Origin of the sequence: Candidatus Contendobacter odensis Run_B_J11, assembly GCF_000531125.1 — a bacterium.
In the GTDB taxonomy this organism is placed as follows: domain Bacteria; phylum Pseudomonadota; class Gammaproteobacteria; order Competibacterales; family Competibacteraceae; genus Contendibacter; species Contendibacter odensensis.
Window position 1 is genome coordinate 21,464 of the sequence record NZ_CBTK010000286.1, and the last position, 23,131, is coordinate 44,594.

The following is a 23,131-nucleotide window of genomic DNA, read 5'->3' on the forward strand; positions in this document are numbered from 1 at the left end:
ATTTTACGGACAATCCATCGCTATGTGCGCTACCGCACATACGCCGCATGACTTGTAATGGTAACTTGTAGCTACTATGATTAACCCTACAAAGGCATCCTGTTTTTCTCTGGGATGCCCCCCCGGATCGGGAGCGGTTAGCGAGGCGGACGGTGCGGCAGGCGCAGCAGCTCTTTGACCGTCACCCGCCCTTCTGAAAGCTGCTCGATGACTTCGGCATAGCGGGTTTCCCCCGTCCACTCCGTTCGCGGAAGTCGGCCCGCCTTGCCCCACTTATTGACGGACGGGTGCTTGACCCGGCAAGCCTTCGCCAGCCGGTTCGTACCGATGATGTGGATCGCACGTTGGATATCGTTCATGACGATTATGGTATCCGATAGCGACTGAAAACGGCAAGATGAGGAGTGATATATGCCTAAGAAAATCCCCGGCCCGCCGTCTGGCGAACACAAAGAATTTGCCGTCCGCTTCCGCGAAGCCTGCTACCAGGCGCGGCACACCATCGGCGAAACCCAACTCGAATTAGCGCGAGCGTTCGAGGTGAAAAGCACCACCATCCACGCCTGGCGGCATGGGATGAAGCTCCCGTCCGCCACGACCGCCCAGCGGATTGCCAATGGGCTGAACGTGTCGTTTGACTGGCTGATGACCGGACGCGGCGATATGCGCCCCGCGCCCGCGACCGCGTCCAAAAAGACCGCACAGCAGATCGAAAAGCTCGATCCGCGCAGCCGCCAGATCTTTGAAGCGATGCTGGATGCGGCGACCAGCGCGGCCACTAAAAACTAGCGGAGGCGTTATTTTTCTGATACATGCGTTTTATTTTCGGGGGGGGGGTGACTGGCATTCCTGGCAGCAGCGAGGCTTAGGTTCTTCTCCCGTCCCGAAAAGGAGCCACTCTAACGAGACTCCCAGTGTCTTAGCCAAGCGAATAACGAATGCCATATCAAGGTGATCAATGTGCGGATTCAAGCGAGAGTGTCCCGGTTAGGTTATAGGTGACTGCTAATGTACAAGTATTTTATAGGAACGGGTTACTTTTGGATACTAAAAAATTCACGGACGGGATCGGCGCTTTGGCACAGGGGTTGACCGGGAATGACACTGTTTGAGCGGATTTCATTTTTGAAACGAGATTCGTTTCACGGCGTTTCAAAAATGAAAGGGTACGAAAATAATCCCTTTTGACGACTGTAATGAGGATGGCGAGAGATGAATCTGTGGATCATGGGGCTGGTGGTGGGGCTGGTGGTGGTGGGGTGCTGGCACGGAGCAAAAAAGACGAAGATGTCGATCTGGTGGTGGCTGATGGGGGCTGCCGTTGCTGCGCCTCCATTGTGGATTGTCGGGGTCGTTATTTTTGCGGTTTCTGGCGCTGCCAGCAGACCTTCGACGCCGGGGATGCCGCCCGACAACGCTTATACCTGCTTGGACTATATTCGCGGCCATTTAGACTGGAAGGATCGTAAATCGCTGCGAATTGAAGGGAAACCGGACACTACGGTTGACGGCAAGCTCGCCACCATCACGATCCACGTCAACGCCAAGAACTCGTTCGGCGCGTATGGCGGGGCGGAATCCTTCATCTGCCAGCTATACAACGGGAAAATCATCACGGCCACAAAGGGGGTTGAATAATTGTAGTTGATTTTTCAGATCAAGCGGGGCTATGCTGAACTCGGAGCTTGAAAACTCCCGATAGCGGTACCCGCACCCGAAAGCCTTGCGGTTTTTTTGCGCCCTGATCAATGGTCAGGAAGGCGGGGAAATATCCAATACCCTGCGCCGTCTATCGCGGTTTTCAACTTCCTGACCACCTTCTAATGAAGGTAATTGAAAAAACGATAGAGGCTGTACCCATGAACACCCAAATGATCGTCAAGACCTACGAACACGAAGGTCTGTCTCTCAAGGTTCCCTTCACGAATGATGCGTTTTTCAACGCAACCGCTGTGGCTAAACCGTTTGATAGGCGTCCAGTAGACTGGCTGGCGTTGCCGGATACCAAATCCTACATCAATCAAGTGTGTGATTTTCTCACACTTGATAAAAATCAATTAGTTATAACCAAGTTTGGCAACCCAACCGCTGGGGGAGGAACCTGGATGCACCCCAAGCTTGGGGTTCCATTCTCTCGCTGGCTGGATACCCGCTTTGCTATCTGGTGCGACCTGCAAGTTGAATCCATTTTGCATGGTTCCCAAGCCTCCCTACCCCTTCCCACTCCCGCGATTTCCGACGATCCGATCACTCCGGCGCAACAAAGCGCGATCCGGCAGATGGCGACCCGTCGATCCAGGGAGACCGGAAAGTACATTTCCTTTTTCTACACTGGATTGAACGATCATTTTGAGTTGGGAAAATACTCGCAACTTCCCGCCCGCCGGTTTGAAGAGGCCATGGCCTTCCTGGAAGCGATGCCCATTACCAAAGGCAAGCTGGCCCTGCCCGCGCCGGATCAACAAACCTCCGTCTTGCTGCAACAGATTAGCGAGTCGGTCGCCAGGGTAGAATCTGCGGTCACTGCCGCTCCGGCGCGAGAGAAAAAGCCAGCCGTCAAAAATCCGAGACGCGCCGAAGACCTGTCCTTTGTGCGCCTGGATCACCATCAACGCCTGCTCGGCTGGACGGTCGAGCATGACGATGATGAAGTCTGGAATGACGGCTTAGAAGTCGGATTTGGCTTTTCGGAAGAACTCCGAACCCTCTCCCACAACAACGAACGCGAAGCCTACCATGCGCTCTGCGCGGCCCTGCTAGGGCTTCATCGGGAACCCGGTACTGGCGAAAACTGGCGGCAGGGGCGAGGTCAGGAAATGGGCTTTGTGGATGCTATCGCCTGCCTTGCCCTGATCGGGATGCGCGAAGTTCGCATGTCGCCACCCGCCCCGGATGCCTGGCCTAACCCGCTGCGCCGGATTGGCGTCTAACCCTGTCTCGCAGCACCTTAACCGCCTATTGGGCGGTTATTAAATCCTTGCTTTGGTATCCTAAAGATACTATTATTATCACCGTCAACCACGCAAACGAAAAGGAGCAGCAAAGATGAGCGAAACAAAAAAGCCCCTGCATTATCGCTATACCGACGACGATCCCGACGAAGGCTTTGATCAGATCGGCATTGCCAACAGCGCCAAAGACGCCCTTGCAGGAGTTCGACACTGGATTGAGGGTCTGAGCGATAGCGACGCCCCGATGACGGTGGAGGAAACCGAGTCGGGCTATTTCGTCACGATTGATGCGGATTAAGGAGATCGACATGGATTCCAGCCTTGAAACCATTGCTCATGTGGCCGATGCCTGGGCGGATTTGCTTTCCGCGCCGCTCAACTCCCGGCTGCGGGAACTGGCTTGTGATGCCCGCCTTCAAAAAGGGCTGACCGCCGCGATCCTGCTGCGCTCGGAGCGGCTGTTGGCCGAGGCAACCGCTGCCTTGGCGGCTCAGGATGACGAGGATGAAAACGCCCTGATGGCTCCGCTGACGCCGGTCAAGGGCGTCACCCGCGAGGACATCGCCTGGCAACAGAAGTATCGGAACCACCAGCAACATCGCCGCGTGGCAATGTCACGCGCTTAATTCTCACTTTTGGAGACTGAAATGGCACACTTTAATCGCAATCAGAATGAAATTCGCGAATGGAATCCGCCCGCTGATCCTGCCGGGCGCAGGGCATGGATTGCTGCTCGCTACACGAAAGCCCCACAGGTGTCGGATCGGACGGATCGGGTGATCGCGGTGCTGCTGATGGCGCTGATTTTCGGATGCTTCGCCTCGGTCGCTTACGGGATTGGCGGGCTGATTAAGGAGTTCATCGGATGAGCCGCCCACTTTTTTATCTTGACACTGAAATTGAACTGGCGGGCGAGACGAGGCTGTGCAGCGTCTCGTACATCCTGACTGATGACGGCGAGATTGATATTCACAACGTGGTGGCCGGGCGCAGGTTTCAAGCCTGGTATACCGGCCTGGGCGAATACGAGCCGCGTGATGAGCGGATCGATGTGGATGTGACGCAGTTGCTCTCTGCCAAGCAGATCGAAGGTTTTGAACTGAAAATTATCGAGACGATGGAGGCCGCATGAGCGCCACTGCAAAGATTGACATCGCCGCGTCCCACCAGACTCGGCTCGGTTGCAGCAAGATTGCCCAGGCGCTTGGCGTCGGGCGCTACGGCACGGCTTACCAACTCTGGGAGAACTACACCGGTCGCGCTCCCTGGCCGAACATCGGAGGCGACCTGCGGGTCGCGCTGGGCGAGCCGATGGAAGAGGTGCTGCGCCCCTTTGTGGAAAAGAAGCTGGGGCGCATTTTGCGGCGCGACCGCCAAGAGTACCTGCATCCCACACTCCCACTGATCGGGCATGTGGACTACCGCGCCGGACGAGCAATCGGCGAGTTGCAGCGCCCGGTCGTGGACATGAAGACCAGCCTCGGCTTTGGCAGCAAGTCGCGCTTTGGCGCGGACGGCAGCGACGAGGTGGACGCCGATGTGATGCTGCAAATGCAGGGCTACCTGATGCTCACCGGCGCGCAAGTCGCCTACGTCGCCGCCCTGGTCATGGGGCCAGAGCTGAAAATCTACACGGTCGAAGCCGATCCCGAAGTTCACCAGATGATCGAGGCCGGAGTCGCCGAATTCTGGTGGCACGTTACGACCGACACCCCGCCTGCTATCGCCACGCTGGAGGACACGGCGCGCTGCTGGCCGAAGTCCACTCCCGGCACCACGGTACAGGCCACTCCGAATCAGGAGGAACTGGTGACCTCGCTGAACCGGTTGAAAGCGGAAATTTCCGCCAAGCAGGGCAGCGCCGATGCCGCCGAGATGCAGATCAAGGCGGTCTTGGGCGACGCCGAGGCGCTGATCGGAGCGAACGGCAAGCCGATATGCACCTGGAAATCACAATCCAGTACCCGGCTGGATACGACCGCACTCAAAGAGGCGCTGCCCGATGTGGCCGCGCAATACACGAAAACCACTCAAAGCCGGGTGTTCCGGCTGGCGAAGGAGAAAAAAGCATGAATGCCCTGACCCGAATCGAAGTCCCCGCCGTATCCATGATCCCGTTTGACGACATCGCCCGCATGGGCAAGGTCATGGCATCCAGCAAGTTGTTCGGCATCCAGACCGAGCAACAGGCCATCGCGCTGATGCTGCTCTGCCAGGCGGAAAACCTGCATCCGGCGACCGCCATGCGCGACTACCACCTCATTCAGGGGCGCCCGGCGCTGAAAGCCGACGCCATGCTGGCGCGGTTCCAAGCGGCAGGCGGCAAGGTGCAGTGGGGCTGCTACACCGATGAGCGGGTATCGGGAACCTTCACCCATCCCGCCGGCGACAGCATCACGATTGAGTGGACGCCCCAGCGGGCGGTCAAGGCTCAAATCAAGAACGACATGCACTCCAAGTACCCGCGCCAAATGCTGAAAGCAAGGTGCATCTCGGAGGGCATCCGCGCCATTTTCCCCGGCGTACTGAGCGGAATGTACGCCCCAGAGGAGGTGGTCGAGTTAAACGACGCGCCGGTAGCGCCGGTAACGCCTATCGCGCCTACGGGAAGTCGCAGCGCCGCCCTGAAAGCCACGCTGGCCGACAAGTTGAAACCTTTGGGCGAGGCGCTGGATCGGGAGGGGCCAATGCCTGCCGACATGAATCCGATCACTGGCGAGTTGATGGAACCGGAGGTTGACCCGATTGCTGACCTGCTGCTGGCCCTTGCCGAGTGCCAGAGTCAAGAGGAACTGGAAGCCTACCGCGAGGCGGTTGCCGCGCTCAAGAACGGGCTAAAGAAGCGAGCCGTCGCCGCATGGAAGGCCACGCAAGAACGGATAGCCCTTTAACCCTTGATGGGGCGGTTATCAAGGCCGCCCCATGCCCTGAATAATCGCTATCGGAGATTGATATGGGAAACCTGAACGAGAAGTACGCCCGCGTCAAGCGCCTGCAAGACCTGATTCAGCGCGGAAAGATGCTGTGCCTGCCCACCTTGCCGCAAATCGAGGCGCTGGCGTGGCATTTGGCCGTGGAGCTTGAACAGGCGCTGAAAGAACTGGATGAGGCGCAGTCGCAACTGGACGAGGTGACCGCATGACCTGCTCCAGCGGAAAGATCAGCTACGCGACTGCCGCGCTGGCCTGGGACGTGATTCAGATCCGGCTGAGTCAAAAAAGCCGCTACACGCACAAGCGCAAGGGGCTGGAAGGCACGGCGTACCGATGCCCGGAATGCCGCCAGTGGCATCTCACCAGTGCGGATCGGGTGATGCGTAAGCCGCAGCGGGAGCGGGAATCGTGGAAAGGGGAGGCGCGATGATCCTACGCCCCTATCAGCAGGAAGCCATTCAGTCCGTGTGCGACTACGTGGACGCCGGCAACCCCGGCAACCCGCTGGTCGTCGCGCCAACCGGTTCGGGAAAGTCGCTTTTGCAGGCTGGAATCATCCAGCAGTTCCTCGATACCGGCAAAGCCAAGCGGGTGATCTGTCTGGCTCATGTCAAGGAGCTGATCCAGCAGAACCTCGACAAGATGATCAAAATCTGGCCGGAGGCGCATGTCGGAGCGTACTCGGCGGGGCTGGGCAAGTCGGACACGCGCCGGGCGATCCTGTTTTGCGGCATCCAGTCGGTGTGGAACAAGGCCCGCAAACTGGCGTCCACGACCCAGCCGATTGACGTAGTGTTCATCGATGAGTGCCATCGGGTTCCGTTTATCGAGGGCGGCACCTACCGGCGATTCATTGACGACCTGACCGCGCTGAATCCCAAGCTGCGGGTCATCGGGCTGACCGCGACACCGTACCGCTACGTCCCCGGTACCAAGACCCATACGGGCGGCTACCAGTCGCTGATCGTCGGCGAGAACCGCATCTTTACCGATATCGTTTATGACTTGAGCCGGTCGCTGGTCTCGCTGATTCAGGACGACTACCTCGCCGCGCTGTGGCCTACGCCGACGCAGTACCGGGTCAACCTCAAGGGCGTTCGGATCGAGAACGGCGATTACAAAGCCGATCAACTGAACGCCCTCATGGGCAGCGCCGATGTGATCAACGCGATCCTGGATGCGGCGATCCCGCTGGCGCAAGCCGATGATCGCAAACACTGGCTGGTTTTTTGTACCGGCGTCGAAGGGGCGAAATCCACAGCCCAGAACCTACGGGATCGCGGGATCAGCGCCGTGGTGGTGACCGGGGAAACCAGCGCCCGCGACCGGGAGACGGCGATCCGCGAGTTTCAAGCCGGCCAGGTGACCGCGCTGGTGTCGGTCAATACCCTCACCACAGGGTTTGATGCGCCGCTCACGGACTGCCTGATTGTCGCCCGGCCCACATTGAGTCCGGTGATGCACGTTCAGCTATTGGGTCGCGGGATGCGCCCGACCGACGAGAAAATCAGCCAAGAGGACGGCATCCGGCGAGGCTGTCTGGTGCTGGATTTCGTCGGCAATATCGAGCGCCATGGCCCGATAGACTGCCTGAAACTCAAAGGCCCGTCGGTCAAGAAGCAGGAACCGACGAAGGAATGCCCGGCTTGTCACGCCGTGATCCGCATTTTCGCCAGCGTCTGCCCGGAGTGCGGCTACGAGTTTCCAGCCAGGGAACCGGAACCGATTCAGCCGCCCAGCGCGAATCAATCCGCGATTATCGCGGGCATCTCCGATATGAAGCCGCCCGTGCGCTACGCGGTGACCCGTGTCGCCTACTCCAAGCACACCAGCGGCAAGAGCGGCATCCCGACTCTGCGGGTGGACTACTACGATGGATTTTTCCGGCTCGCCAGCGAGTGGGTTTGCCTCGACCACCCCAAAGGCACCTACCCGCGCAAGAAGGCGGAAACGTGGTGGAAAGAACGGATGCCCAAGGTCGTCTCCATGCTGCCGGGAGGCGTCGATCAAGCCATGGACTGGATCAAGACCGGCTACACGCTGAACGCCCCGGAGTTCATCACCCTGCGTACCGCCGCCGAAAAAAGCTACCCGGAAATCGTCCGCTACGAATGGCCGGACGCGCCTCACCCTGCCCTGACCCATCCCCTTTATCGCCAGCCGGAGAATCATCATGTCCCCCTTGCTACGCACCCATGAGGTCGCCGCGCTGCTGGCCGTGTCGCAGGATACGGTCGCCCGGCTGGTTCAGAGCGGGAAGATCAAGCGCTGCTTCCCATCGCCGGGCTGCCCGCGCATCGCCCGCGCCGAAGTGGATCGCTACATCGCTGAAATCAGCGGATCGCCGGCGCCGGCGATCATCGCTCCGGTAGCGCCCTCCCGCCTGACCCGCGCCGAGGCCCGGCGCTTACTGATGAAGGGATAACTCATGGATCAAGAAGCGCTGATCAACGCACTGAAAGCCTACGGCCCGATCACGGCAGCCCGGCTGGCCGAGAAAACCGGGGTGCCTCTCCAAGTCATTGCCCAAAAGTTGCGAGTGCTGTATTTCGGCGGACAAACGATAGCTCGCTGCGAAACGCGCAGCGCAGTCTGGAAGCCTATTTTCATATGGTACGTCCCCGGTTACGGGAGGCCCATTGAAACAGGCCGAGCCAAGCGTGAACGAAGGGACGCCTCTGGAACATTTGGAATTCTGGACGAGGATTTACGCTGGATGCAGGAACAACGGGATCGCGCCGCCGCCCGTAAAAAACGGTACGCCACTTTAGAGAGGATTTCATCATGACCCCTTCAATCAGTCAGGTTAATTTAATCGCCGGCATTTTGCGGGTCTTGGAAGAAGCGGGCTATCCCGGACTGATTCCCCGGCAGTTCAACGCGGTGATCGCGGCAGCGGATTCGATTATAGAGGCGCTGGCGACGCCAGAGCGGACGGTCACGCCGGGAATGGGACTGACGGCTTGGCAGGCGTCCGATCAGACCGGCCTGTCCTCGAAGTACATGGCCTGGGTGCTGACCGGTTCCGCTCACCCCTCGCGTCGCTGCGACTACCCGCACGACTCCGATGATTTTGGCCGCTGCCTGGGGCTGCTCGCTGCGGTTCCAGAGTTCCGGCAGTCGCTGCATAAAATGGCATCCTGCGGGCAGCAGTGGCAGGCGCTGATCGGCGAGTGGTCGGTACTGGAAGCGATGATGGAGGCAGGACGGCATAAAGAGGTTTTAGCGCGCATCCGAGATATGACGTATTGATTTAATAGTCTCTTTAGGCTACTATTTTAGCTGCTTTTGGGTCAGGAGAATGTTATTGTGGACATTGCGCGAAAGATTTAGACGAAAATGGGCTGTTTCCTGAAGAACGATGTGATCTCGTAAATAATGGAGAAATGATGAAAACCATGACGCCTTATGTCAGAAGATATTCATTTGTGTATGCTGGTACGGAAGGGCAAATAGAGAAATCAGAGAGTTATATCTTTGTGAGATGGAGGAGTATATCAAAACATCTTCTAACCCTCGAAGGAGGATTGTACGAGAAAGTGATTGATGTATTGATTGAAAACGATGAGGTGGAATTTAACAAAGCCACCCATCGGTTTGATTTGTTTCGGAGTCCACGCTAACGGAAGGGCAGCCGCAAAGCTTGATCCAGATAGCCGGGCGCGATGCGGAATCCGCAAAAGCCGCGTGGAACGCCCGATCTATGATTTTTTAGCTGTTTTTGGTGGTTCCCGCTTTGAAAGAGGCAGGATTTTTACCCGGATTAGCGTAACTTTAGGCTACTATAACGGGGATTCTGCTCAGGAGCCCCCCCGCATGGCCTATCGTCAAAAAGGCTCCCCGTTCTACTGGGTGAGTCTGACCGCCCCGGACGGTCGCAAAGTTCGCCGCAGCACCAAGACCAGCAACGCCCGCGAGGCCCGCACCATCGAAGCCCGCTGGCGTACCGAACTGGCTGCCAGTGCGAGTCAACCCGCCCGCCCGCCGATCACTCTCGGTACCGTCCTCAAGTTGTACCTCGACTCCAGCCGCGCCAAAAAGTCACACCGGGAAGATGTCATCCGATCCACCACGCTGCTCAGTCACCTCGGCGACGTGGATGCTTACACCCTGTCCGGCTCGGACATGCAGCGGTATGTCTCCGAACGCGGCGAAAAGGTCAGCCCGTCCACGATCAATCGGGAACTGGCGTTGCTCAGTGTGGCCGTTAATCGCGCCCAGGTCGGCGGCTACCCGATTCCGAACCCGGTACGCGGCCACAAACAGCGCGAGCCGGAAGGGCGCTTGGACTGGTTGACGGAGCAAGAGGCTGTGGCGCTGCTGGCGGGCGCACGGCTCTCAGACGCCCTGTACCTGGCCGACTGGATTACGGTCGCGCTGCACACCGGCCTGCGGCATGGCGAGATCAACGGGCTGCGCTGGGAGGACGTGAAAAATGGGAGTGTGTGGATTGACGGGCATCGCACGAAGTCCGGCAAGCGCCGGGTGTTGCCGTTGACGCCGGATGCGCTGGCGGCGATTGAGCGCCAACCCCGGCGAGCGGAGACGGTGTTCAGTCATGAGGGCGGTCGCCCGATCCGCGACGTGCGTACCGCGCTGGCGAGGGCGTGTCAGCGCGCCGGGATTCGGGTCATCACCCCGCACCTGTTGCGCCACACTTGCGCGAGTTGGCTGGCGCAGCGCGGCGTCCCGCTCTACAACATCCGGCTCTGGCTCGGCCATTCCACGCTGTCCGTGACCGAGCGGTACGCCCACTTAGCTCCCGAACATCTGGTGGACTGTGTGGCGGCACTCTCGTCTCAGACTAAATCTGGCCTAAATCTGCCGGTAGGGCTTCCCGACAACGTAATCCCCATCCGAAAAGCGCAATAAAATCATGGTGCCGGGAGAGAGACTCGAACTCTCACGACCTTGCGGCCGGTGGATTTTGAGTCCACTGCGTCTACCGTTCCGCCATCCCGGCGCGGGATTAATTGTGATTATTAAGCATTTTCCACTACCGGGCAAGGCCAGCCACGATCGTTGCCTGACCTGGACTCATGAGGATGCCGGTTGCAATCAGCGCGGATGGCCTCAACCAGGTAGGCAAGCGACATGATATTGACGCTCAAGGCGTTGAAAGCAGAATTACTCTTGCTGTTAGCAGCGGTAATCTGGGGCTTCGCTTTTGTCGCCCAGCGGGTCGGTATGGAGCATGTCGGCCCCTTTACCTACAACGGGGTTCGCTTCATGTTAGGTGCCTTGTCGCTACTGCCGCTACTCTTGCTCAATCGGCGGTCCGCCATTTTGAGGGTGGATCACTGGCGATCAATCCTGAGCGGCGGCCTGTTGGCAGGTCTGTTGCTCTTTGCCGGCGCCTCGCTGCAACAGATCGGCATCGTCTACACCACTGCGGGCAAGGCCGGCTTTATCACTGGGCTGTATGTGGTCATCGTGCCGTTGATCGGCCTGCTATGGGGACACCGAACTCCCTGGAGTACTTGGGCCGGCGCGGTGCTGGCGGTGATTGGCCTCTACCTGCTGACCTTAGCCGACGATCCAACCTTGGCCTATGGCGACGGGTTGGTACTACTTGGCGCGTTGTTCTGGGCCAACCATGTGCTGGTGATTGGCTGGCTATCCGGGCGACATGACGAGCCGGTACTGCTGGCCTGCCTGCAATTTATCATTTGCGCGGTGCTGAGCCTGGTGGTGGCAATCGTCACCGAGCCGATCAGCCTGGATGGGCTACGGGCGGCGGGGTTACCGATCCTGTACGGGGGTCTGCTGTCGGTTGGAGTTGCCTACACTTTGCAGGTGGTGGCCCAGCGCGATACCCCACCGGCCCATGCGGCGATCATTCTCAGCCTGGAAACCGTATTTGCAGCGCTTGGTGGCGGGTGGTTGCTGCACGAAACCTTGTCGGGACGCGGGATTGTGGGGTGTGTGCTGATGTTTGCTGGTATGTTACTGTCACAACTAAGTATCGGTAAAGCACAACCGCAAATTCCGGTTGAACCCGTTATGAAGACAGATGATGAGGTGTGATGTTGAATTTCAGGATTGCAGCGCTTCGACCCATCATCCGTTCTGCTAAAATTCCGGGCCGTCCAGCCTCTATTAACTAACTGAAATCGGGAGTGGCCATGAAGGAAATCTACTTGGGACGCCAGCCGATTTATGAGGCAAATTTCCGGTTGGAAGGTTATGAGCTGTCCTATCATCCCACCGATGCCGAAAACGCCGGTCTGCTCGATAGTGAGCTATCCAGCTCGCAAGTATTGTTCGACACCCTGGCTGAGGTTGGGCTGGAGCGGCTGGTCGGTTCTGGCAAGGCGTTTTTGAGCGCCGCCCGCGAACTGATCGTGCAGGGGTATTTGCAGCACACCATCGTTTCCTCACCGCAAATGGTGTTCCAAATCAGCACCGATATCATGGTGGATACGCCATTGATAGACGCGCTACGCGCCCTACGCCAGCAGGGCTACCATTTTTTGCTGGACAACTATGCCGACAACGAAGCCTATCGAGCGTTGCTGGATGTTGCTGAATATGCACGGATCGATATGGTGACCACTCCAGCTTCGGAGGCGCACCGGATCATCACCCGGCTGCAACAGCGTGGTGTGGCGCTGATCGCCGGGGGGATTGAAGATCAGGAAGTTCTGGAGTCGTGCCAGGCGCTGCGTTTCAACTTCTTTCAGGGACGCCATTTTTCCCAGCCCCGCCTGCTCAAATTCAAAGGCATTTCCACCAATCATCTGACGGTTCTGCGGCTGATTAGCGCGCTCAATCAGCCGGACGTCGACATGAAGACGATTGAAACCGTGATCGCTCAGGACGTTTCCTTGAGCTATAAGCTGCTGCGCTACATCAATTCGGCCTACTTCAATCTATCGCGACGGATCGATTCCATCCAGCGCGCAGTAACCTTGCTGGGCTTACGCAATATCCGCTCCTGGGCCACTCTGCGTTCAATGTCCGCCATGGACAATACCCGCGACGATTTACAGACCATCGCCCTGGTTCGCGCCAAGATGTGTGAGGAATTAGCGGCGCAGTTGGGGTTAAAACAGCGCGAAATGGGCTTCACCGTAGGGCTGCTGTCGGTACTGGATCTGGTCGCGCAGGCGCCGATGTCCGATGTGTTGGCGACATTGCCGCTGGATGATGAGATCAATGCCGCCTTATTGCGCCATGAAGGGCTATTGGGCAAGGTTTTGGCGTGTACTCTCGCTTACGAGCAGTGTGACTGGGCCACATTGACCACGCTGGGATTGGATGCTGAGCAGGTCAACGAGGTTTATCTGACGGCTTTAGCGGATGCCTATAAATCCAGCTATGAGCTTCTGCGTGGCTGATCGGGCCATCACTCGATGGGGTATGCCAGGTGGTCATGGTTCCCTATCCGGTTCGAACCGTTCTCCTTTGCCGGCTGGATCGGTCGTCGAACCGGTTGCGCTGGGATGAGCATCAGGCGCGTTGTCCTGCTGTTCCTGGTACCAACACTGGTAACACAGTCGCAGACCGCCTTGGTTCACAAAGCCAGCCGGCGGGCCAAACTGTCCACACTGATCACAAATCAGGTAGCTGCTGACCATCTTTAGTCTCCTTCTACTCATTCTAAATGCCATGATACTCGCCTAACTCGTCACCGGCGTGGTGGGTTAAGCAGCACCCGCTCCCGGTTGATTCTCCCTTTCAGGCGCAGCCGGTATCACCGGAATACGGGTTGAATGATTGCCGGGGGCGCAGTTTTCCATTAGCTTTACGCTGTCTAAAAATATTTATGGCGATGCTGGTGGCAAGACCGGCACTTGTCCCTGCCATCTTTGCAATGACCCGGCGATCCCGCCGCTCCGAAGCATGAGGAAACATCTCGATGAAAGTTAATGTCAGCGTTGAGGCTACCGCCCAGGAAATGCGCGAGTTTCTGGGGCTGCCCAACATACAGCCTCTACACGACGATATCCTGAAAAAAATGCGTGACAGTGTGCAGCGTGGCGTACTCAATCTCGATGCGCTGAGCATGTTCAAACCCCTGCTACCGGCTCAATTTCACTCGATGGACATGGTGCAGAAATTCTGGGAAGCCTTCGCTAAGGCCGGCGGCGGATCCAACAAGGATGAAGCCGAACGGAAGGCCGATTCGTCAGACGAGTCTGATTCGGCCGGAGTGCGCAACGGTGCTGAAAAATCAGCATAATACCCGCCTGAACGAGAACGCCTGGCAACCGGAGGGAACGGATATGGCGAACAAGATTCTGGTGGTGGACGATGAACCCAATATCGTCCTGTCCCTGGAATTTCTGATGAAACAGGCGGGGTTTCAGGTGCGCACTGCCTCCGACGGCGAGGCGGCGCTGGCGGCTATCGCGGCAGAACCCCCCGATCTGGTGCTACTCGATGTGATGATGCCGCGCAAGAATGGCTACGAAGTGTGTCAGGCTATTCGCGCCAACCCAGCTTGGAAAGGTACCCGGATCATCATGCTGACTGCCAAAGGCCGCGAGGTGGAACGGGAAAAGGGCTTGGCGCTCGGCGCGGACGATTACATCACCAAGCCGTTCTCGACCCAGGAAGTGGTAGAACGGGTCCGCGAGCTGCTGGCGGAAGCGGACTGAACCGCCATGGACTACCGGCGGAAGCTCTGGCTGCTCTGGCTGATTCCAGTCGGTTTGACCCTGTCCTTGCTGATTGGGCTGGGCTGGTTGCTGTTCCCGGTGGTACCGGACCCCGACCAGCGTGACCAGACCCTGCTATGGTTGGCGTTAGCGGCGTTCGCCATAGTCGGCGGAACCACCGCAGCTTGGGCCATGCTCGACTGGTACTGCTTCATTCCGCTCGGCGTGCTGGCGCGTGGCGCTCAGATTATCACCCGCAGTAATCCCGGTTATGCGGTGGAACTGCCCCGCCAACATTGGCTGGGACTCTTTCCCACCCGGTTGCAGGAACTGGGCGAAGCCTTGCACAAGGCCCGGCGCGAAGTCGCTGCCGCCACAGCCATTGGCACCCGCGAGATTGAAGAGCAGAAAGCGTGGCTGGAAACGGTGCTACGCGAGCTGTCCGAAGGGGTATTAGTCTGTGATGGCGAAGCGCGCATCCTGCTTTACAACCCGGCGGCAGCGAAACTGCTGCCCAATCGCGAAGCGCTGGGACTGGGCCGTTCGCTGTATGACTTGTGGACCCGCGCCCCCATCGAGAACACCCTGCAATTGCTGGGCTACCGCCAACAGACCGCCAGCGACGGTAAATCGGTCAGCGACGCCGAATTCGTCTGCGCCACCGTCGATGACGAAACCATGTTCCAGTGCCGAATGAGCCTGTTGCCGGACACGGCCGAACGGGCGTCCACCTTCGTTATTACCTTCCGTGACGTGACCCGGCAGATTGACCGCTCTCTGCTCAAGACTCGCACCGAGGATCTGCGCCAGCCGCTGGCTAATTTGCGGGCAGCGGCAGAAACCGTCATGAATTTCGCCGATATGGATCAGGCGCAGCGCCATGCGTTTCAGCGGGTGATCGTCGAGGAGAGCGAACGCCTGAGCCAGCGTTTACAGCAGATGACGCTTGAACTGCGCCACTTGTACGCCAACAGTTGGCCGATGAATGACGTGTATTCCACCGACCTGATCGGCAGCGTCATCCACCATCTGCAACACCAGGATGGCTTGCGCGTCACCATGATCGGGATGCCGCTATGGCTGAATGTGGATAACCACTCGATCATGCTGTTGCTGGAGCACCTGATTGAACAACTGCATGCCGACGCGATCAGCAATACCTTTGAAATCGAATGCCTGTTGGGCAACCGGCGGATTTACATGGATATCCTCTGGCCTGGCAAACCGGTGCCTGCCGACCGGCTGGAAGGTTGGTTGAACGAGCATGTGCGGGATTTGGTGGGTGCCACCACGGTGGGCGAAGTGTTGCGGCGGCATAACAGCGACTTATGGAGCCAATCCCACCGCCGTCCGGGCTATGCCCTGCTGCGATTGCCGCTGCCAGCCTCCGCGCGACAATGGCAGGAACCCGCCCAGGAACTGCCGGATCGTCCAGAATTCTACGATTTTGCGCTGGCTGAGCATCGCGAGGGATGGAACGATCTACTGGATTACCCGTTGGCGGCGCTCAGCTATGTGGTGTTCGATACTGAAACGACCGGATTGTCTCCCTCCAAGGGCGACGAGATTATCCAGATCGCGGGGGTGCGTATTGTCAACCGCCGGGTGCTGGCCGGCGAGAACCTCGACCTGCTGGTCAACCCCGGCCGACCGATTCCCAAGGCATCGATCCGCTTCCACGGCATCACCGACGAGAGGGTCAAGGATAAGGCCGGCATCGCGGTAGTGCTGCCGCAGTTCCGCGCTTTTGTCGGCGACGACCGCACCGTCCTGGTGGCGCACAACGCCGCTTTCGATATGAAATTCCTCAAGCTCAAGGAGCAGAAGACCGGGGTCCGCTTCGGCAATCCAGTGCTGGATACCCTGCTGCTGTCCGGTTACCTGCATGATTACACCGACGATCATGATCTGGATGCCATCGCCGACCGATTGGGTGTGGAGGTGCATGATCGCCACACTGCGCTGGGTGACTCGCTGGTAACGGCGCAGGTGTTTCTCAAGCTGCTGGATTTGCTGGAAGCGCAAGGGATTAAGACCCTCGGCCAAGCGCTGGCGGCATCCGACAAGATGGTGGAAATTCGCAAGACTCAGGCAAACTTTTAACCCATGCGGCAACAATCGAAGGAATCCATCATTATTCTGTTCATCAGCGCGGTGCTGGCGCTGAACTACCCGTTTTTGGGCCTTTTCGATCGCACCTGGATGCCGTTCGGGATACCGCTGCTCTACCTTTACCTCTATCTGGTCTGGTTCCTCATCATCGTACTGCTGATCGCGATCGTAGAGCGCTCGAAAGTCCGCGAACCGAATGAGCATGGCGAATCTGGCCCCTCTGCACCCGCCCCAGCGGCGGAACCGGCATCTCGAATAGACACTGCGGTCAAGGCAGGCGGTGGCAACGGGTCGGTAGAGTTGCCCTGATGTTAGGTGACGGCGTGATCATCGCCAGCGCCCTGGTGTATATGGGGTTGCTATTCGGCATTGCCTATTACGGCGACCAGCGGGCGGATGCGGGACGCTCGATCATCGCCAACCCCTACATCTACACACTGTCGTTGGCGATTTACTGCACCGCCTGGACTTTTTACGGCAGTGTCGGCTTGGCGGCGGCCAGCGGAGTGGATTTCCTGCCGATTTATCTGGGACCCACCCTGATGGCGGTGCTGTTCTGGTTCGTGCTGCGGCGTATCGTGCGGATTACCAAGGCGCACCGCATCACCTCCATCGCCGATTTTGTCGCATCCCGTTACGGCAAAAGCGGCCTGTTGGCAGGCATGGTTACTGTGATCGCCGTGCTGGGCGTTCTGCCCTACATCTCTATCCAATTGAAGGCCATTGCCACCAGCTTCAACGTGCTGCGCCTTTATCCAGCGGTGACGATGCCGGCGGCCTCGGCGCAACAGGCGGTATGGATGGACACTACCTTCTATGTGGCGCTGGTGTTGGTGGTGTTCGCTATCCTGTTTGGCACCCGCCATATTGATAACACCGAGCGCCACGAAGGCATGGTGGCGGCGGTGGCGTTCGAGTCCCTGTTCAAGCTGGTGGTCTTCGTGCTGGTCGGCGCGGTGGTGACTTTCGGTATGTTCAACGGGCCTGGCGACCTGTTCCGGCAAGCAGCAACACAGCCGAATTTAGCCGCACTGATGCGCTTCGATGTGGTGCCAGGCGGTTACGGCGGCTGGCTGTCGCTGACCTTTCTGGCGATGATGGCGTTTCTGTTCCTGCCCCGCCAGTTTCAGGTGCTGGTGGTAGAGAATGTTGATGAGACCCACCTCCGCAAGGCGATCTGGCTATTCCCGCTCTATCTGTTGCTGATTAATCTGTTCGTGTTGCCGATAGCGCTCGGCGGGCGGCTGATCTTCAGCAATGGCGGTGTGGATGCCGATACTTTCGTGCTGGCGCTGCCGATGGCTCAGCATCTGCCTGATTTGGCGTTACTGGTATTTCTGGGTGGGTTATCGGCGGCGATCAGCATGATCCTGTTTGAGACCGTCACCCTGTCCACCATGGTCTGCAATGATCTGGTGATGCCGATCCTGCTGCGCGCCAATCCGCGCTGGCTGGCGGGTCGCGCCGATCTGTCCGGTTTGCTGCTGGGGATTCGGCGCACCGGTATTGCGGCAGTTATCCTGCTCGGCTACCTGTACTTCCGCTTTGTCGGTGAAAGCTACGCGCTGGTGGCCAGCGGCCTGATCTCTTTCGCTGCCGCTGCCCAGTTTGCCCCACCGATTCTGATCGGTTTGTACTGGAAGCGCGCCAGCCGTCTGGGTGCACTCATTGGACTCAGCGGCGGCTTCCTGATATGGGCCTATACCCTGCTGCTGCCGGCTATGGCCCATTCCGGCTGGATCAGCGCCGCCTTCATCGAGCATGGCCCGTTCGGGTTGGCGATGCTGAAGCCCTACGCGCTGTTCGGGCTGGCCGGTCTCGACCGGTACATGCACGCGGTGTTTTGGAGCATGTTGTTCAATATTGGGGGTCTGGTACTGGGATCGATGCTGGGCAAGCCGGATACCATCGAGCAGGTGCAAGGCAGTCAGTTCGTCGGCATTCTCGAACGCAAGCGTCACGACGGCGACTCGCTGCTGTGGCGGGGCGTGGTGGAAACGGCGGAGTTGCACGAGTTGCTGGCGCGTTTCATCGGGCCGCACCGCGCCAATGAGGCTTTCGACCGCTATGCCCGTGAACACGATACCGATTCGCTGCAAGCCGATTCACGGCTGATCCACTACACCGAGCGGTTGCTGGCTGGGGCGATTGGCGCGGCTTCGGCGCGGGTGATGATCTCCTCCATCGTGATGGGCGAGGTACTCAGCATCGAAGAGGTGATGACCATTCTTGACGAGAGCACTCAGGTGATCGAGTACAGCCGCCGGCTGGAGCAGAAATCCCGCGAACTGGAAGCCGCCTCCGCCGAACTGCAAGAGGCTAATAATCGCCTGCGCGCACTGGATCGGCTGAAAGACGAGTTTATTTCCACCGTCACCCATGAGTTACGTACCCCGCTGACCTCGATTCGCGCCTTCTCGGAAATCCTGCTGGCCAACCCGGACATGGAGGCCGAGCAGTGCAGCAAATTCCTCGGCATCATCGTCAAGGAGAGCGAGCGACTGACCCGGTTGATCAATCAGGTGCTGGACATGGCCAAGATTGACTCCGACCGGGTTGAATGGCGCATTGATCAAGTTGACCTGCGGGCGCTGATCGAAGATGCCATCAATTCCACTAGCCAACTGTTTCGCGACAAGGCGGTAGTGCTGCAAGCCGAATTGGGCCACCATCCGGTGATGGTGGCCGGCGATCACGACCGCCTGACGCAGGTGATCATCAATTTGCTCTCAAATGCGGTGAAGTTTTGCCCCGAACAGAGCGGCGAAGTCATCATTCGCCTGCCGTCGCTCGCAGATACCTGTCGCATCGAGGTGATTGATAACGGCCCTGGCATTGCCCGCGACCAGCACAAGCTGATCTTCGAGAAGTTCCACCAGGTCAACGACGTCCTCGCTGGTAAACCCAAGGGTACCGGTTTGGGATTACCGATCAGCCAAAAGATCGTCGAGCATCACCACGGACATATCTGGGTGGAGAGCGAGATCGGGCAGGGCGCTACCTTCATAGTGGAACTGCCCCGGAATGGGTAATGCCTGATTCGCCATTCAGTGGGTCGTGCCGCCGCTCGATCATGGGACGGATTCCGTAATGAAGATCGGGGCAGTTGTGAACGCGGTGACCCAACTGTAGCAGTCGGATACCCAGCCGGTAGTGTCCTGCCGAACTGCGTTCGACAAAGTCGTGTTCGATCAGCGACGCCAGGATACGGAAAGCGGTAGAGGGGTGCAGCCGGGTGATATCGGACAAGGTCTTGAGGCTTACCGGATCATCATACGCGGCGATGGCGTCCAACAGCCGGGACGCCCGGGTAATCACTTGAATCGAGGACGTTGCCTTGGCAGCCATTCTGAATCCTAACGTGCGGTAACTTATTCATGCTTCATGGAATTGCCGTCAATATATTGCATTGCACCATAAAATACTACCGCTTCGCGATGGCGTGGCGCGTCAGGGTGTCCCAGCCATGAAAGCCTATCTCGATCTGCTGCGGCAGGTGCTGGAGGAAGGAGTCCACAAATCCGACCGAACCGGAGTCGGAACGCTAAGCCGGTTCGGGGCGCAACTACGCTTCGATTTGAGTACCGGGTTTCCGCTGGTGACGACCAAGAAGCTGCATCTGCGCTCGATCATTCACGAGTTGCTCTGGTTCCTGCACGGTGATACCGATCTCCGCTATCTGCATGAGCATGGTGTCACCATCTGGGATGAATGGAGCGACGCCGATGGCGATCTGGGGCCGATTTATGGCAAGCAATGGACCGCCTGGGAAGCCAACGATGGTCGGCGCATCAATCAACTGGCGAACGCCATTGAATTGTTAAGGAGCGATCCGGATTCGCGGCGGATTGTGGTATCGGCATGGAACGTCGGCGATCTGGATCGAATGCGATTATTGCCCTGCCATGTGCTGTTCCAGTTCTACGTCGCCAATGGCGAGTTGTCCTGTCAATTGTACCAGCGCAGCGCTGATCTCTTTCTTGGAGTGCCGTTCAATATCGCCAGCTACGCGCTGCTGACTCACCTGGTCGCGCAACAGACCGACCTCCGGGTGGGTGAGTTCGTCTGGACTGGCGGCGACTGCCACCTGTACCTGAATCATCAGGATCAAGCCCGTTTGCAGTTGAGCCGTGAGCCCTATCCATTGCCGCATCTGCTCATTCACCGCCGGTCAGAGGCGCTCGCCGAATACCGCTATGAAGATTTTGAGATCGTGGGCTACCAGGCGCATCCCGCGATTAAGGCAGCGGTGGCGGTGTGAATTGAATTGGCGGGTACTGCTGAATCCGCTTGACGATCAGCGTAAATTATGTTGCGATGCAACAAATCAATAAACCGTGACTTAATAAATCAAAATCGGGACGAGGACATTCTCATGACAACGATCAACCGGATACTGGAGCGCAATCAGATGGCGAATCTGCTGGCTTTGCAATGCATGTTGCGAATCAGTGGGCTACTGGGCATCGGTATACTCAGTTCGGTACGCAAGAATCTGGACACTTATCTACTCTGTTTGCAACACAGCACCGATTATGTGAGGCAATCCCGGATCGGCGATTCGCCAGACCAGCTTGTGGCGGGCTACGCCGATGCCATGACCGAATGTGTCGATAAATCCTGGCAGGATTTCCGCAACAACCTCCAGATTCTGTTGCTGACCCAGGATGAGGCGTTGATCTGGGTCGCCCGGATTGATAAGGCGTTACTGGAAGGTTAACGGACCGAACCGAGGGCACGGCAGTATTCAGGAAATGAGGGCCGTTTCCTGCCATTTGCGCACGGCGTTGATCAAGTAAAGACCTCGCGCTTCGGCTAAATCAGCGCGAGTCAGCACCCGTTCCCGGATTCGTCCAATGGTCAGCAATTTTCCCCGGAAAGTGCCCGCCAGCAAACCGCTCATCACTGGCGGAGTCACCCAGTCACCCGCTCGATCCTCCAGCACCACATTTGCGGTACAGGCTTCCGTCAGTTCTCCGCGTTCGTTCCACAGGATAACCTCGTCGCAATCCGGGCGGGTGGCGCGGGCCGCATCGTAGATCTCGCGCCGGGTGGTTTTGTGATACAGCCAGATCATGCCGGAATCAACCGGTTCCCTGGCTAACCCAACCCGCACCGGCTGCGGCAGCACCCCCCGCTCCAGCGGCTCCACCTCCAGCGAAAAGGCGCCGTTCAGGTTGATCCGCAGTCGAACCTTGCTCGCCTGGTTGAGGGTCAACGCCCGATTGGCCAAACCGGCCTCGATAGCGACCCGGTCGAGCGGAACATTGAAATAAACGGCGGTATCCGCCAACCGCGCCCAATGTTCCGCCCACAGAAAATAGCCGCTGTCCGGTTCCCAGAGCAATGCCTCCAGCAACTGAAACCACGGGCGCGGTGTGGTCAGCACCCGCGCTTTCAAGCGGCATTCCTCATACTCGCTGGCGGTGTCCGAATCCCACACCAGGCCGCTGCCTACCCCATAGCCGGCCTGTCGTCGCTCGCGATCCACCAGCACGGTGCGAATGGCAACACTGAATCGCGCCTGGCGGTCGGGGCCGATAAAGCCGATGGCTCCGGTGTACACGCCGCGCGGCTGCGGCTCCAGTTCCCGGATGATTTCCATGGTGCGCACCTTGGGCGCGCCGGTAATCGAGGCGCAGGGGAACATCCGCGCCAGAATCTCAGTTACGGAAGTCGTTGTTCGGGCGGTAACGGTAGAGGTCATTTGTAACAGGGTCGGGTAGCGCTCCACCTCAAATAAACGGGGTACGGCGACGCTGCCTACTTGGGCTACCCGACCCATATCGTTGCGGATCAGGTCTACGACCATCAGATTTTCAGCCCGATTTTTTTCGGACTGCCGCAATCCGGCGATGCAAGCCTCGTCTTCCGCCAGAGTACGCCCGCGCATCGCGGTACCTTTCATCGGCTTCGCGCTCAGCCGATGGCCGTCCAACTGGAAAAACAGTTCAGGCGATGCCGATCCGATCACGAAGCGGCCGGTATTGATAAAGGCGGCGTACTCAGCTTGCTGCGCCGTCGCCAGATGGGTAAACAGCGCCCATGGATCGCCGTCAAAATCAGCGTGCAGCGGGAAAGTATAGTTGACCTGGTAGCTGTGGCCGCGTGCGAGGTAGTCCTTAATGCGGGCAACCGCCCGCTCATAATCGGCGCGGCTGAGCGCGGGTTGCCAGGGACCGACCGTATAGGCGTCGGGCGCGAACTCGTTACTTATCAGAGATTGCCAATCGTGGATCGGCTCCGCCTGCGCATACAGGCCAAACCAGAGCAGCGGTAAATCCGGAGCGGGCTGATGCACCGCGAGATCATAGGCAGCGGCGGCTTCATAGCTGATGAAGCCAGCGGCATACCGGCGGTGTTGGGTCACAGCGGTTTCGATGGTGTGCAGCGCCGGAACCACTTCATCCGCCCGCCGCGCCACCACGATCTGCACCGGATGAGCGAACCGGAATCCACGCCGGCCATCCTGAATGCATACGGTGTTCGCTATGGCGTCGGTCCGGTCGCGAGAATCAGCGCTCACTTCGAC

30 protein-coding genes and 1 tRNA gene are annotated in these 23,131 nt (G+C 58.5%); 25 read left to right on the forward strand and 6 right to left on the reverse strand.

The window, feature by feature from the left end; translation table 11 throughout:
• Nucleotides 1–137: 137 nt before the first annotated feature.
• On the reverse strand, nt 138–359 hold the full coding sequence (locus BN874_RS18055) for a helix-turn-helix domain-containing protein (protein ID WP_034435689.1): 222 nt from the start codon (nt 357–359) through the stop codon (nt 138–140).
• Nucleotides 360–411: 52 nt separating this feature from the next.
• Between BN874_RS18055 and BN874_RS18060 the strand changes: the two genes are divergently transcribed.
• The gene (locus tag BN874_RS18060) at nt 412–789 is read left to right on the forward strand and encodes a helix-turn-helix domain-containing protein (RefSeq protein WP_034435690.1); all 378 of its coding nucleotides are present in this window, start codon (nt 412–414) and stop codon (nt 787–789) included.
• Between the two features lie 30 nt (nt 790–819).
• Here BN874_RS18060 and BN874_RS26545 read toward each other — a convergent pair whose 3' ends face one another.
• Nucleotides 820–945, reverse strand: a complete 126-nt coding sequence (locus BN874_RS26545) for a helix-turn-helix domain-containing protein (RefSeq protein ID WP_420886149.1) — start codon at nt 943–945, stop codon at nt 820–822.
• A 267-nt stretch (nt 946–1,212) separates the two neighbouring features.
• On the opposite strand from BN874_RS26545, the gene BN874_RS18065 reads away from it, so the two are divergent.
• The 15 genes from BN874_RS18065 to BN874_RS18130 all read left to right on the forward strand — a co-directional run bounded on the left by BN874_RS18065 (nt 1,213) and on the right by BN874_RS18130 (nt 10,756).
• A complete protein-coding gene (locus tag BN874_RS18065; protein ID WP_034435692.1) occupies nt 1,213–1,638 on the forward strand; it encodes a hypothetical protein in 426 nt (141 codons plus the stop codon).
• Nucleotides 1,639–1,859: 221 nt separating this feature from the next.
• A complete protein-coding gene (locus BN874_RS22910; RefSeq protein ID WP_051498028.1) occupies nt 1,860–2,930 on the forward strand; it encodes a KilA-N domain-containing protein in 1,071 nt (356 codons plus the stop codon).
• Nucleotides 2,931–3,045: 115 nt separating this feature from the next.
• A complete protein-coding gene (locus tag BN874_RS18075; RefSeq protein WP_034435694.1) occupies nt 3,046–3,249 on the forward strand; it encodes a hypothetical protein in 204 nt (67 codons plus the stop codon).
• Between the two features lie 10 nt (nt 3,250–3,259).
• Nucleotides 3,260–3,577, forward strand: coding sequence for a hypothetical protein (locus BN874_RS18080; RefSeq protein WP_154725015.1), 318 nt, complete (start codon nt 3,260–3,262; stop codon nt 3,575–3,577).
• A 21-nt stretch (nt 3,578–3,598) separates the two neighbouring features.
• A complete protein-coding gene (locus BN874_RS18085; protein ID WP_034435696.1) occupies nt 3,599–3,820 on the forward strand; it encodes a hypothetical protein in 222 nt (73 codons plus the stop codon).
• Nucleotides 3,817–4,083 (forward strand): hypothetical protein, encoded by a 267-nt coding sequence (locus BN874_RS18090; RefSeq protein WP_034435698.1) that lies wholly within the window; start codon nt 3,817–3,819, stop codon nt 4,081–4,083. The genes BN874_RS18085 and BN874_RS18090 overlap by 4 nt, the downstream gene beginning before the upstream one ends.
• Nucleotides 4,080–5,024, forward strand: a complete 945-nt coding sequence (locus BN874_RS18095) for a YqaJ viral recombinase family nuclease (protein WP_034435699.1) — start codon at nt 4,080–4,082, stop codon at nt 5,022–5,024. Before BN874_RS18090 ends, BN874_RS18095 begins: the two co-directional genes overlap by 4 nt.
• Entirely contained in the window at nt 5,021–5,842 is an 822-nt protein-coding gene (locus BN874_RS18100; RefSeq protein WP_034435701.1) for a hypothetical protein, read from the forward strand. The genes BN874_RS18095 and BN874_RS18100 overlap by 4 nt, the downstream gene beginning before the upstream one ends.
• Before the next feature lie 62 nt (nt 5,843–5,904).
• The gene (locus BN874_RS22915; RefSeq protein ID WP_051498029.1) at nt 5,905–6,093 is read left to right on the forward strand and encodes a hypothetical protein; all 189 of its coding nucleotides are present in this window, start codon (nt 5,905–5,907) and stop codon (nt 6,091–6,093) included.
• Entirely contained in the window at nt 6,090–6,314 is a 225-nt protein-coding gene (locus tag BN874_RS18105) for a hypothetical protein (protein ID WP_034435703.1), read from the forward strand. Before BN874_RS22915 ends, BN874_RS18105 begins: the two co-directional genes overlap by 4 nt.
• Nucleotides 6,311–8,083 carry a DEAD/DEAH box helicase gene (locus BN874_RS18110; RefSeq protein ID WP_051498030.1) on the forward strand — a complete coding sequence of 591 codons (1,773 nt, stop codon included), beginning with the start codon at nt 6,311–6,313 and terminating at the stop codon, nt 8,081–8,083. The genes BN874_RS18105 and BN874_RS18110 overlap by 4 nt, the downstream gene beginning before the upstream one ends.
• Nucleotides 8,058–8,309: a helix-turn-helix transcriptional regulator gene (locus BN874_RS18115; RefSeq protein WP_034435705.1), complete on the forward strand. Its 252-nt coding sequence runs from the start codon at nt 8,058–8,060 to the stop codon at nt 8,307–8,309. The genes BN874_RS18110 and BN874_RS18115 overlap by 26 nt, the downstream gene beginning before the upstream one ends.
• Nucleotides 8,310–8,312: 3 nt before the next feature.
• Nucleotides 8,313–8,672, forward strand: coding sequence for a hypothetical protein (locus BN874_RS18120; protein WP_034435706.1), 360 nt, complete (start codon nt 8,313–8,315; stop codon nt 8,670–8,672).
• Nucleotides 8,669–9,136: a hypothetical protein gene (locus tag BN874_RS22920; RefSeq protein WP_051498031.1), complete on the forward strand. Its 468-nt coding sequence runs from the start codon at nt 8,669–8,671 to the stop codon at nt 9,134–9,136. Before BN874_RS18120 ends, BN874_RS22920 begins: the two co-directional genes overlap by 4 nt.
• 564 nt (nt 9,137–9,700) lie before the next feature.
• Nucleotides 9,701–10,756, forward strand: a complete 1,056-nt coding sequence (locus BN874_RS18130; RefSeq protein WP_051498032.1) for a tyrosine-type recombinase/integrase — start codon at nt 9,701–9,703, stop codon at nt 10,754–10,756.
• Between the two features lie 5 nt (nt 10,757–10,761).
• Here the strand turns inward: BN874_RS18130 and BN874_RS18135 are convergent.
• Nucleotides 10,762–10,847: transfer RNA gene (locus tag BN874_RS18135), tRNA-Leu, on the reverse strand.
• 131 nt (nt 10,848–10,978) lie between these two features.
• Here BN874_RS18135 and BN874_RS18140 point away from each other — a divergent pair.
• Nucleotides 10,979–11,911 carry a DMT family transporter gene (locus tag BN874_RS18140; RefSeq protein WP_034435707.1) on the forward strand — a complete coding sequence of 311 codons (933 nt, stop codon included), beginning with the start codon at nt 10,979–10,981 and terminating at the stop codon, nt 11,909–11,911.
• Between the two features lie 98 nt (nt 11,912–12,009).
• Nucleotides 12,010–13,224 (forward strand): EAL and HDOD domain-containing protein, encoded by a 1,215-nt coding sequence (locus tag BN874_RS18145; RefSeq protein WP_034435708.1) that lies wholly within the window; start codon nt 12,010–12,012, stop codon nt 13,222–13,224.
• Between the two features lie 33 nt (nt 13,225–13,257).
• Here BN874_RS18145 and BN874_RS18150 read toward each other — a convergent pair whose 3' ends face one another.
• The gene (locus BN874_RS18150) at nt 13,258–13,464 is read right to left on the reverse strand and encodes a hypothetical protein (protein ID WP_034435709.1); all 207 of its coding nucleotides are present in this window, start codon (nt 13,462–13,464) and stop codon (nt 13,258–13,260) included.
• Nucleotides 13,465–13,745: 281 nt separating this feature from the next.
• On the opposite strand from BN874_RS18150, the gene BN874_RS18155 reads away from it, so the two are divergent.
• Genes BN874_RS18155 through BN874_RS18175 form a run of 5 tightly spaced genes read left to right on the forward strand, consistent with a single transcriptional unit; the run spans nt 13,746 to nt 19,631 of the window.
• A complete protein-coding gene (locus BN874_RS18155) occupies nt 13,746–14,069 on the forward strand; it encodes a hypothetical protein (protein WP_051498033.1) in 324 nt (107 codons plus the stop codon).
• 43 nt (nt 14,070–14,112) lie between these two features.
• Nucleotides 14,113–14,487, forward strand: a complete 375-nt coding sequence (locus tag BN874_RS18160) for a response regulator transcription factor (protein ID WP_034435754.1) — start codon at nt 14,113–14,115, stop codon at nt 14,485–14,487.
• A gap of 6 nt (nt 14,488–14,493) precedes the next feature.
• Nucleotides 14,494–16,590, forward strand: coding sequence for an exonuclease domain-containing protein (locus BN874_RS18165; RefSeq protein WP_034435710.1), 2,097 nt, complete (start codon nt 14,494–14,496; stop codon nt 16,588–16,590).
• A 3-nt stretch (nt 16,591–16,593) separates the two neighbouring features.
• A complete protein-coding gene (locus BN874_RS22925; RefSeq protein WP_051498034.1) occupies nt 16,594–16,908 on the forward strand; it encodes a hypothetical protein in 315 nt (104 codons plus the stop codon).
• The gene (locus tag BN874_RS18175) at nt 16,908–19,631 is read left to right on the forward strand and encodes a sensor histidine kinase (protein WP_034435711.1); all 2,724 of its coding nucleotides are present in this window, start codon (nt 16,908–16,910) and stop codon (nt 19,629–19,631) included. The genes BN874_RS22925 and BN874_RS18175 overlap by 1 nt, the downstream gene beginning before the upstream one ends.
• Here BN874_RS18175 and BN874_RS18180 read toward each other — a convergent pair.
• Nucleotides 19,603–19,947: a helix-turn-helix domain-containing protein gene (locus BN874_RS18180; RefSeq protein ID WP_051498035.1), complete on the reverse strand. Its 345-nt coding sequence runs from the start codon at nt 19,945–19,947 to the stop codon at nt 19,603–19,605. The genes BN874_RS18175 and BN874_RS18180 overlap by 29 nt on opposite strands.
• Nucleotides 19,948–20,065: 118 nt before the next feature.
• Between BN874_RS18180 and thyA the strand changes: the two genes are divergently transcribed.
• Nucleotides 20,066–20,860: a thymidylate synthase gene (gene thyA / locus BN874_RS18185; protein WP_034435712.1), complete on the forward strand. Its 795-nt coding sequence runs from the start codon at nt 20,066–20,068 to the stop codon at nt 20,858–20,860.
• 114 nt (nt 20,861–20,974) lie between these two features.
• Nucleotides 20,975–21,319 (forward strand): hypothetical protein, encoded by a 345-nt coding sequence (locus BN874_RS18190; RefSeq protein WP_034435713.1) that lies wholly within the window; start codon nt 20,975–20,977, stop codon nt 21,317–21,319.
• A 27-nt stretch (nt 21,320–21,346) separates the two neighbouring features.
• Here BN874_RS18190 and pabB read toward each other — a convergent pair whose 3' ends face one another.
• Nucleotides 21,347–23,125 carry an aminodeoxychorismate synthase component I gene (gene pabB, locus BN874_RS18195; RefSeq protein ID WP_195912222.1) on the reverse strand — a complete coding sequence of 593 codons (1,779 nt, stop codon included), beginning with the start codon at nt 23,123–23,125 and terminating at the stop codon, nt 21,347–21,349.
• Nucleotides 23,126–23,131: the final 6 nt, after the last annotated feature.

Bases quoted from the DNA above. Each gene is read 5' to 3' on its own strand.
- BN874_RS18145 (WP_034435708.1), top strand. From the start codon at position 12,010: ATGAAGGAAATCTACTTGGGACGCCAGCCGATTTATGAGGCAAATTTC.
- BN874_RS26545 (WP_420886149.1), bottom strand. From the start codon at position 945: ATGGCATTCGTTATTCGCTTGGCTAAGACACTGGGAGTCTCGTTAGAG.
- thyA (WP_034435712.1), top strand. From the start codon at position 20,066: ATGAAAGCCTATCTCGATCTGCTGCGGCAGGTGCTGGAGGAAGGAGTC.
- BN874_RS22920 (WP_051498031.1), top strand. From the start codon at position 8,669: ATGACCCCTTCAATCAGTCAGGTTAATTTAATCGCCGGCATTTTGCGG.
- BN874_RS18060 (WP_034435690.1), top strand. From the start codon at position 412: ATGCCTAAGAAAATCCCCGGCCCGCCGTCTGGCGAACACAAAGAATTT.
- BN874_RS18075 (WP_034435694.1), top strand. From the start codon at position 3,046: ATGAGCGAAACAAAAAAGCCCCTGCATTATCGCTATACCGACGACGAT.
- BN874_RS18175 (WP_034435711.1), top strand. From the start codon at position 16,908: ATGTTAGGTGACGGCGTGATCATCGCCAGCGCCCTGGTGTATATGGGG.
- BN874_RS22915 (WP_051498029.1), top strand. From the start codon at position 5,905: ATGGGAAACCTGAACGAGAAGTACGCCCGCGTCAAGCGCCTGCAAGAC.
- BN874_RS18120 (WP_034435706.1), top strand. From the start codon at position 8,313: ATGGATCAAGAAGCGCTGATCAACGCACTGAAAGCCTACGGCCCGATC.
- BN874_RS18160 (WP_034435754.1), top strand. From the start codon at position 14,113: ATGGCGAACAAGATTCTGGTGGTGGACGATGAACCCAATATCGTCCTG.
- BN874_RS22925 (WP_051498034.1), top strand. From the start codon at position 16,594: ATGCGGCAACAATCGAAGGAATCCATCATTATTCTGTTCATCAGCGCG.
- BN874_RS18130 (WP_051498032.1), top strand. From the start codon at position 9,701: ATGGCCTATCGTCAAAAAGGCTCCCCGTTCTACTGGGTGAGTCTGACC.
- BN874_RS18085 (WP_034435696.1), top strand. From the start codon at position 3,599: ATGGCACACTTTAATCGCAATCAGAATGAAATTCGCGAATGGAATCCG.
- BN874_RS18055 (WP_034435689.1), bottom strand. From the start codon at position 359: ATGAACGATATCCAACGTGCGATCCACATCATCGGTACGAACCGGCTG.
- BN874_RS18140 (WP_034435707.1), top strand. From the start codon at position 10,979: ATGATATTGACGCTCAAGGCGTTGAAAGCAGAATTACTCTTGCTGTTA.
- BN874_RS18180 (WP_051498035.1), bottom strand. From the start codon at position 19,947: ATGGCTGCCAAGGCAACGTCCTCGATTCAAGTGATTACCCGGGCGTCC.
- BN874_RS18150 (WP_034435709.1), bottom strand. From the start codon at position 13,464: ATGGTCAGCAGCTACCTGATTTGTGATCAGTGTGGACAGTTTGGCCCG.
- BN874_RS18165 (WP_034435710.1), top strand. From the start codon at position 14,494: ATGGACTACCGGCGGAAGCTCTGGCTGCTCTGGCTGATTCCAGTCGGT.
- BN874_RS18155 (WP_051498033.1), top strand. From the start codon at position 13,746: ATGAAAGTTAATGTCAGCGTTGAGGCTACCGCCCAGGAAATGCGCGAG.
- BN874_RS18065 (WP_034435692.1), top strand. From the start codon at position 1,213: ATGAATCTGTGGATCATGGGGCTGGTGGTGGGGCTGGTGGTGGTGGGG.
- BN874_RS18105 (WP_034435703.1), top strand. From the start codon at position 6,090: ATGACCTGCTCCAGCGGAAAGATCAGCTACGCGACTGCCGCGCTGGCC.
- BN874_RS18095 (WP_034435699.1), top strand. From the start codon at position 4,080: ATGAGCGCCACTGCAAAGATTGACATCGCCGCGTCCCACCAGACTCGG.
- BN874_RS18115 (WP_034435705.1), top strand. From the start codon at position 8,058: ATGTCCCCCTTGCTACGCACCCATGAGGTCGCCGCGCTGCTGGCCGTG.
- BN874_RS18090 (WP_034435698.1), top strand. From the start codon at position 3,817: ATGAGCCGCCCACTTTTTTATCTTGACACTGAAATTGAACTGGCGGGC.
- BN874_RS18110 (WP_051498030.1), top strand. From the start codon at position 6,311: ATGATCCTACGCCCCTATCAGCAGGAAGCCATTCAGTCCGTGTGCGAC.
- BN874_RS22910 (WP_051498028.1), top strand. From the start codon at position 1,860: ATGAACACCCAAATGATCGTCAAGACCTACGAACACGAAGGTCTGTCT.
- BN874_RS18100 (WP_034435701.1), top strand. From the start codon at position 5,021: ATGAATGCCCTGACCCGAATCGAAGTCCCCGCCGTATCCATGATCCCG.
- BN874_RS18190 (WP_034435713.1), top strand. From the start codon at position 20,975: ATGACAACGATCAACCGGATACTGGAGCGCAATCAGATGGCGAATCTG.
- BN874_RS18080 (WP_154725015.1), top strand. From the start codon at position 3,260: ATGGATTCCAGCCTTGAAACCATTGCTCATGTGGCCGATGCCTGGGCG.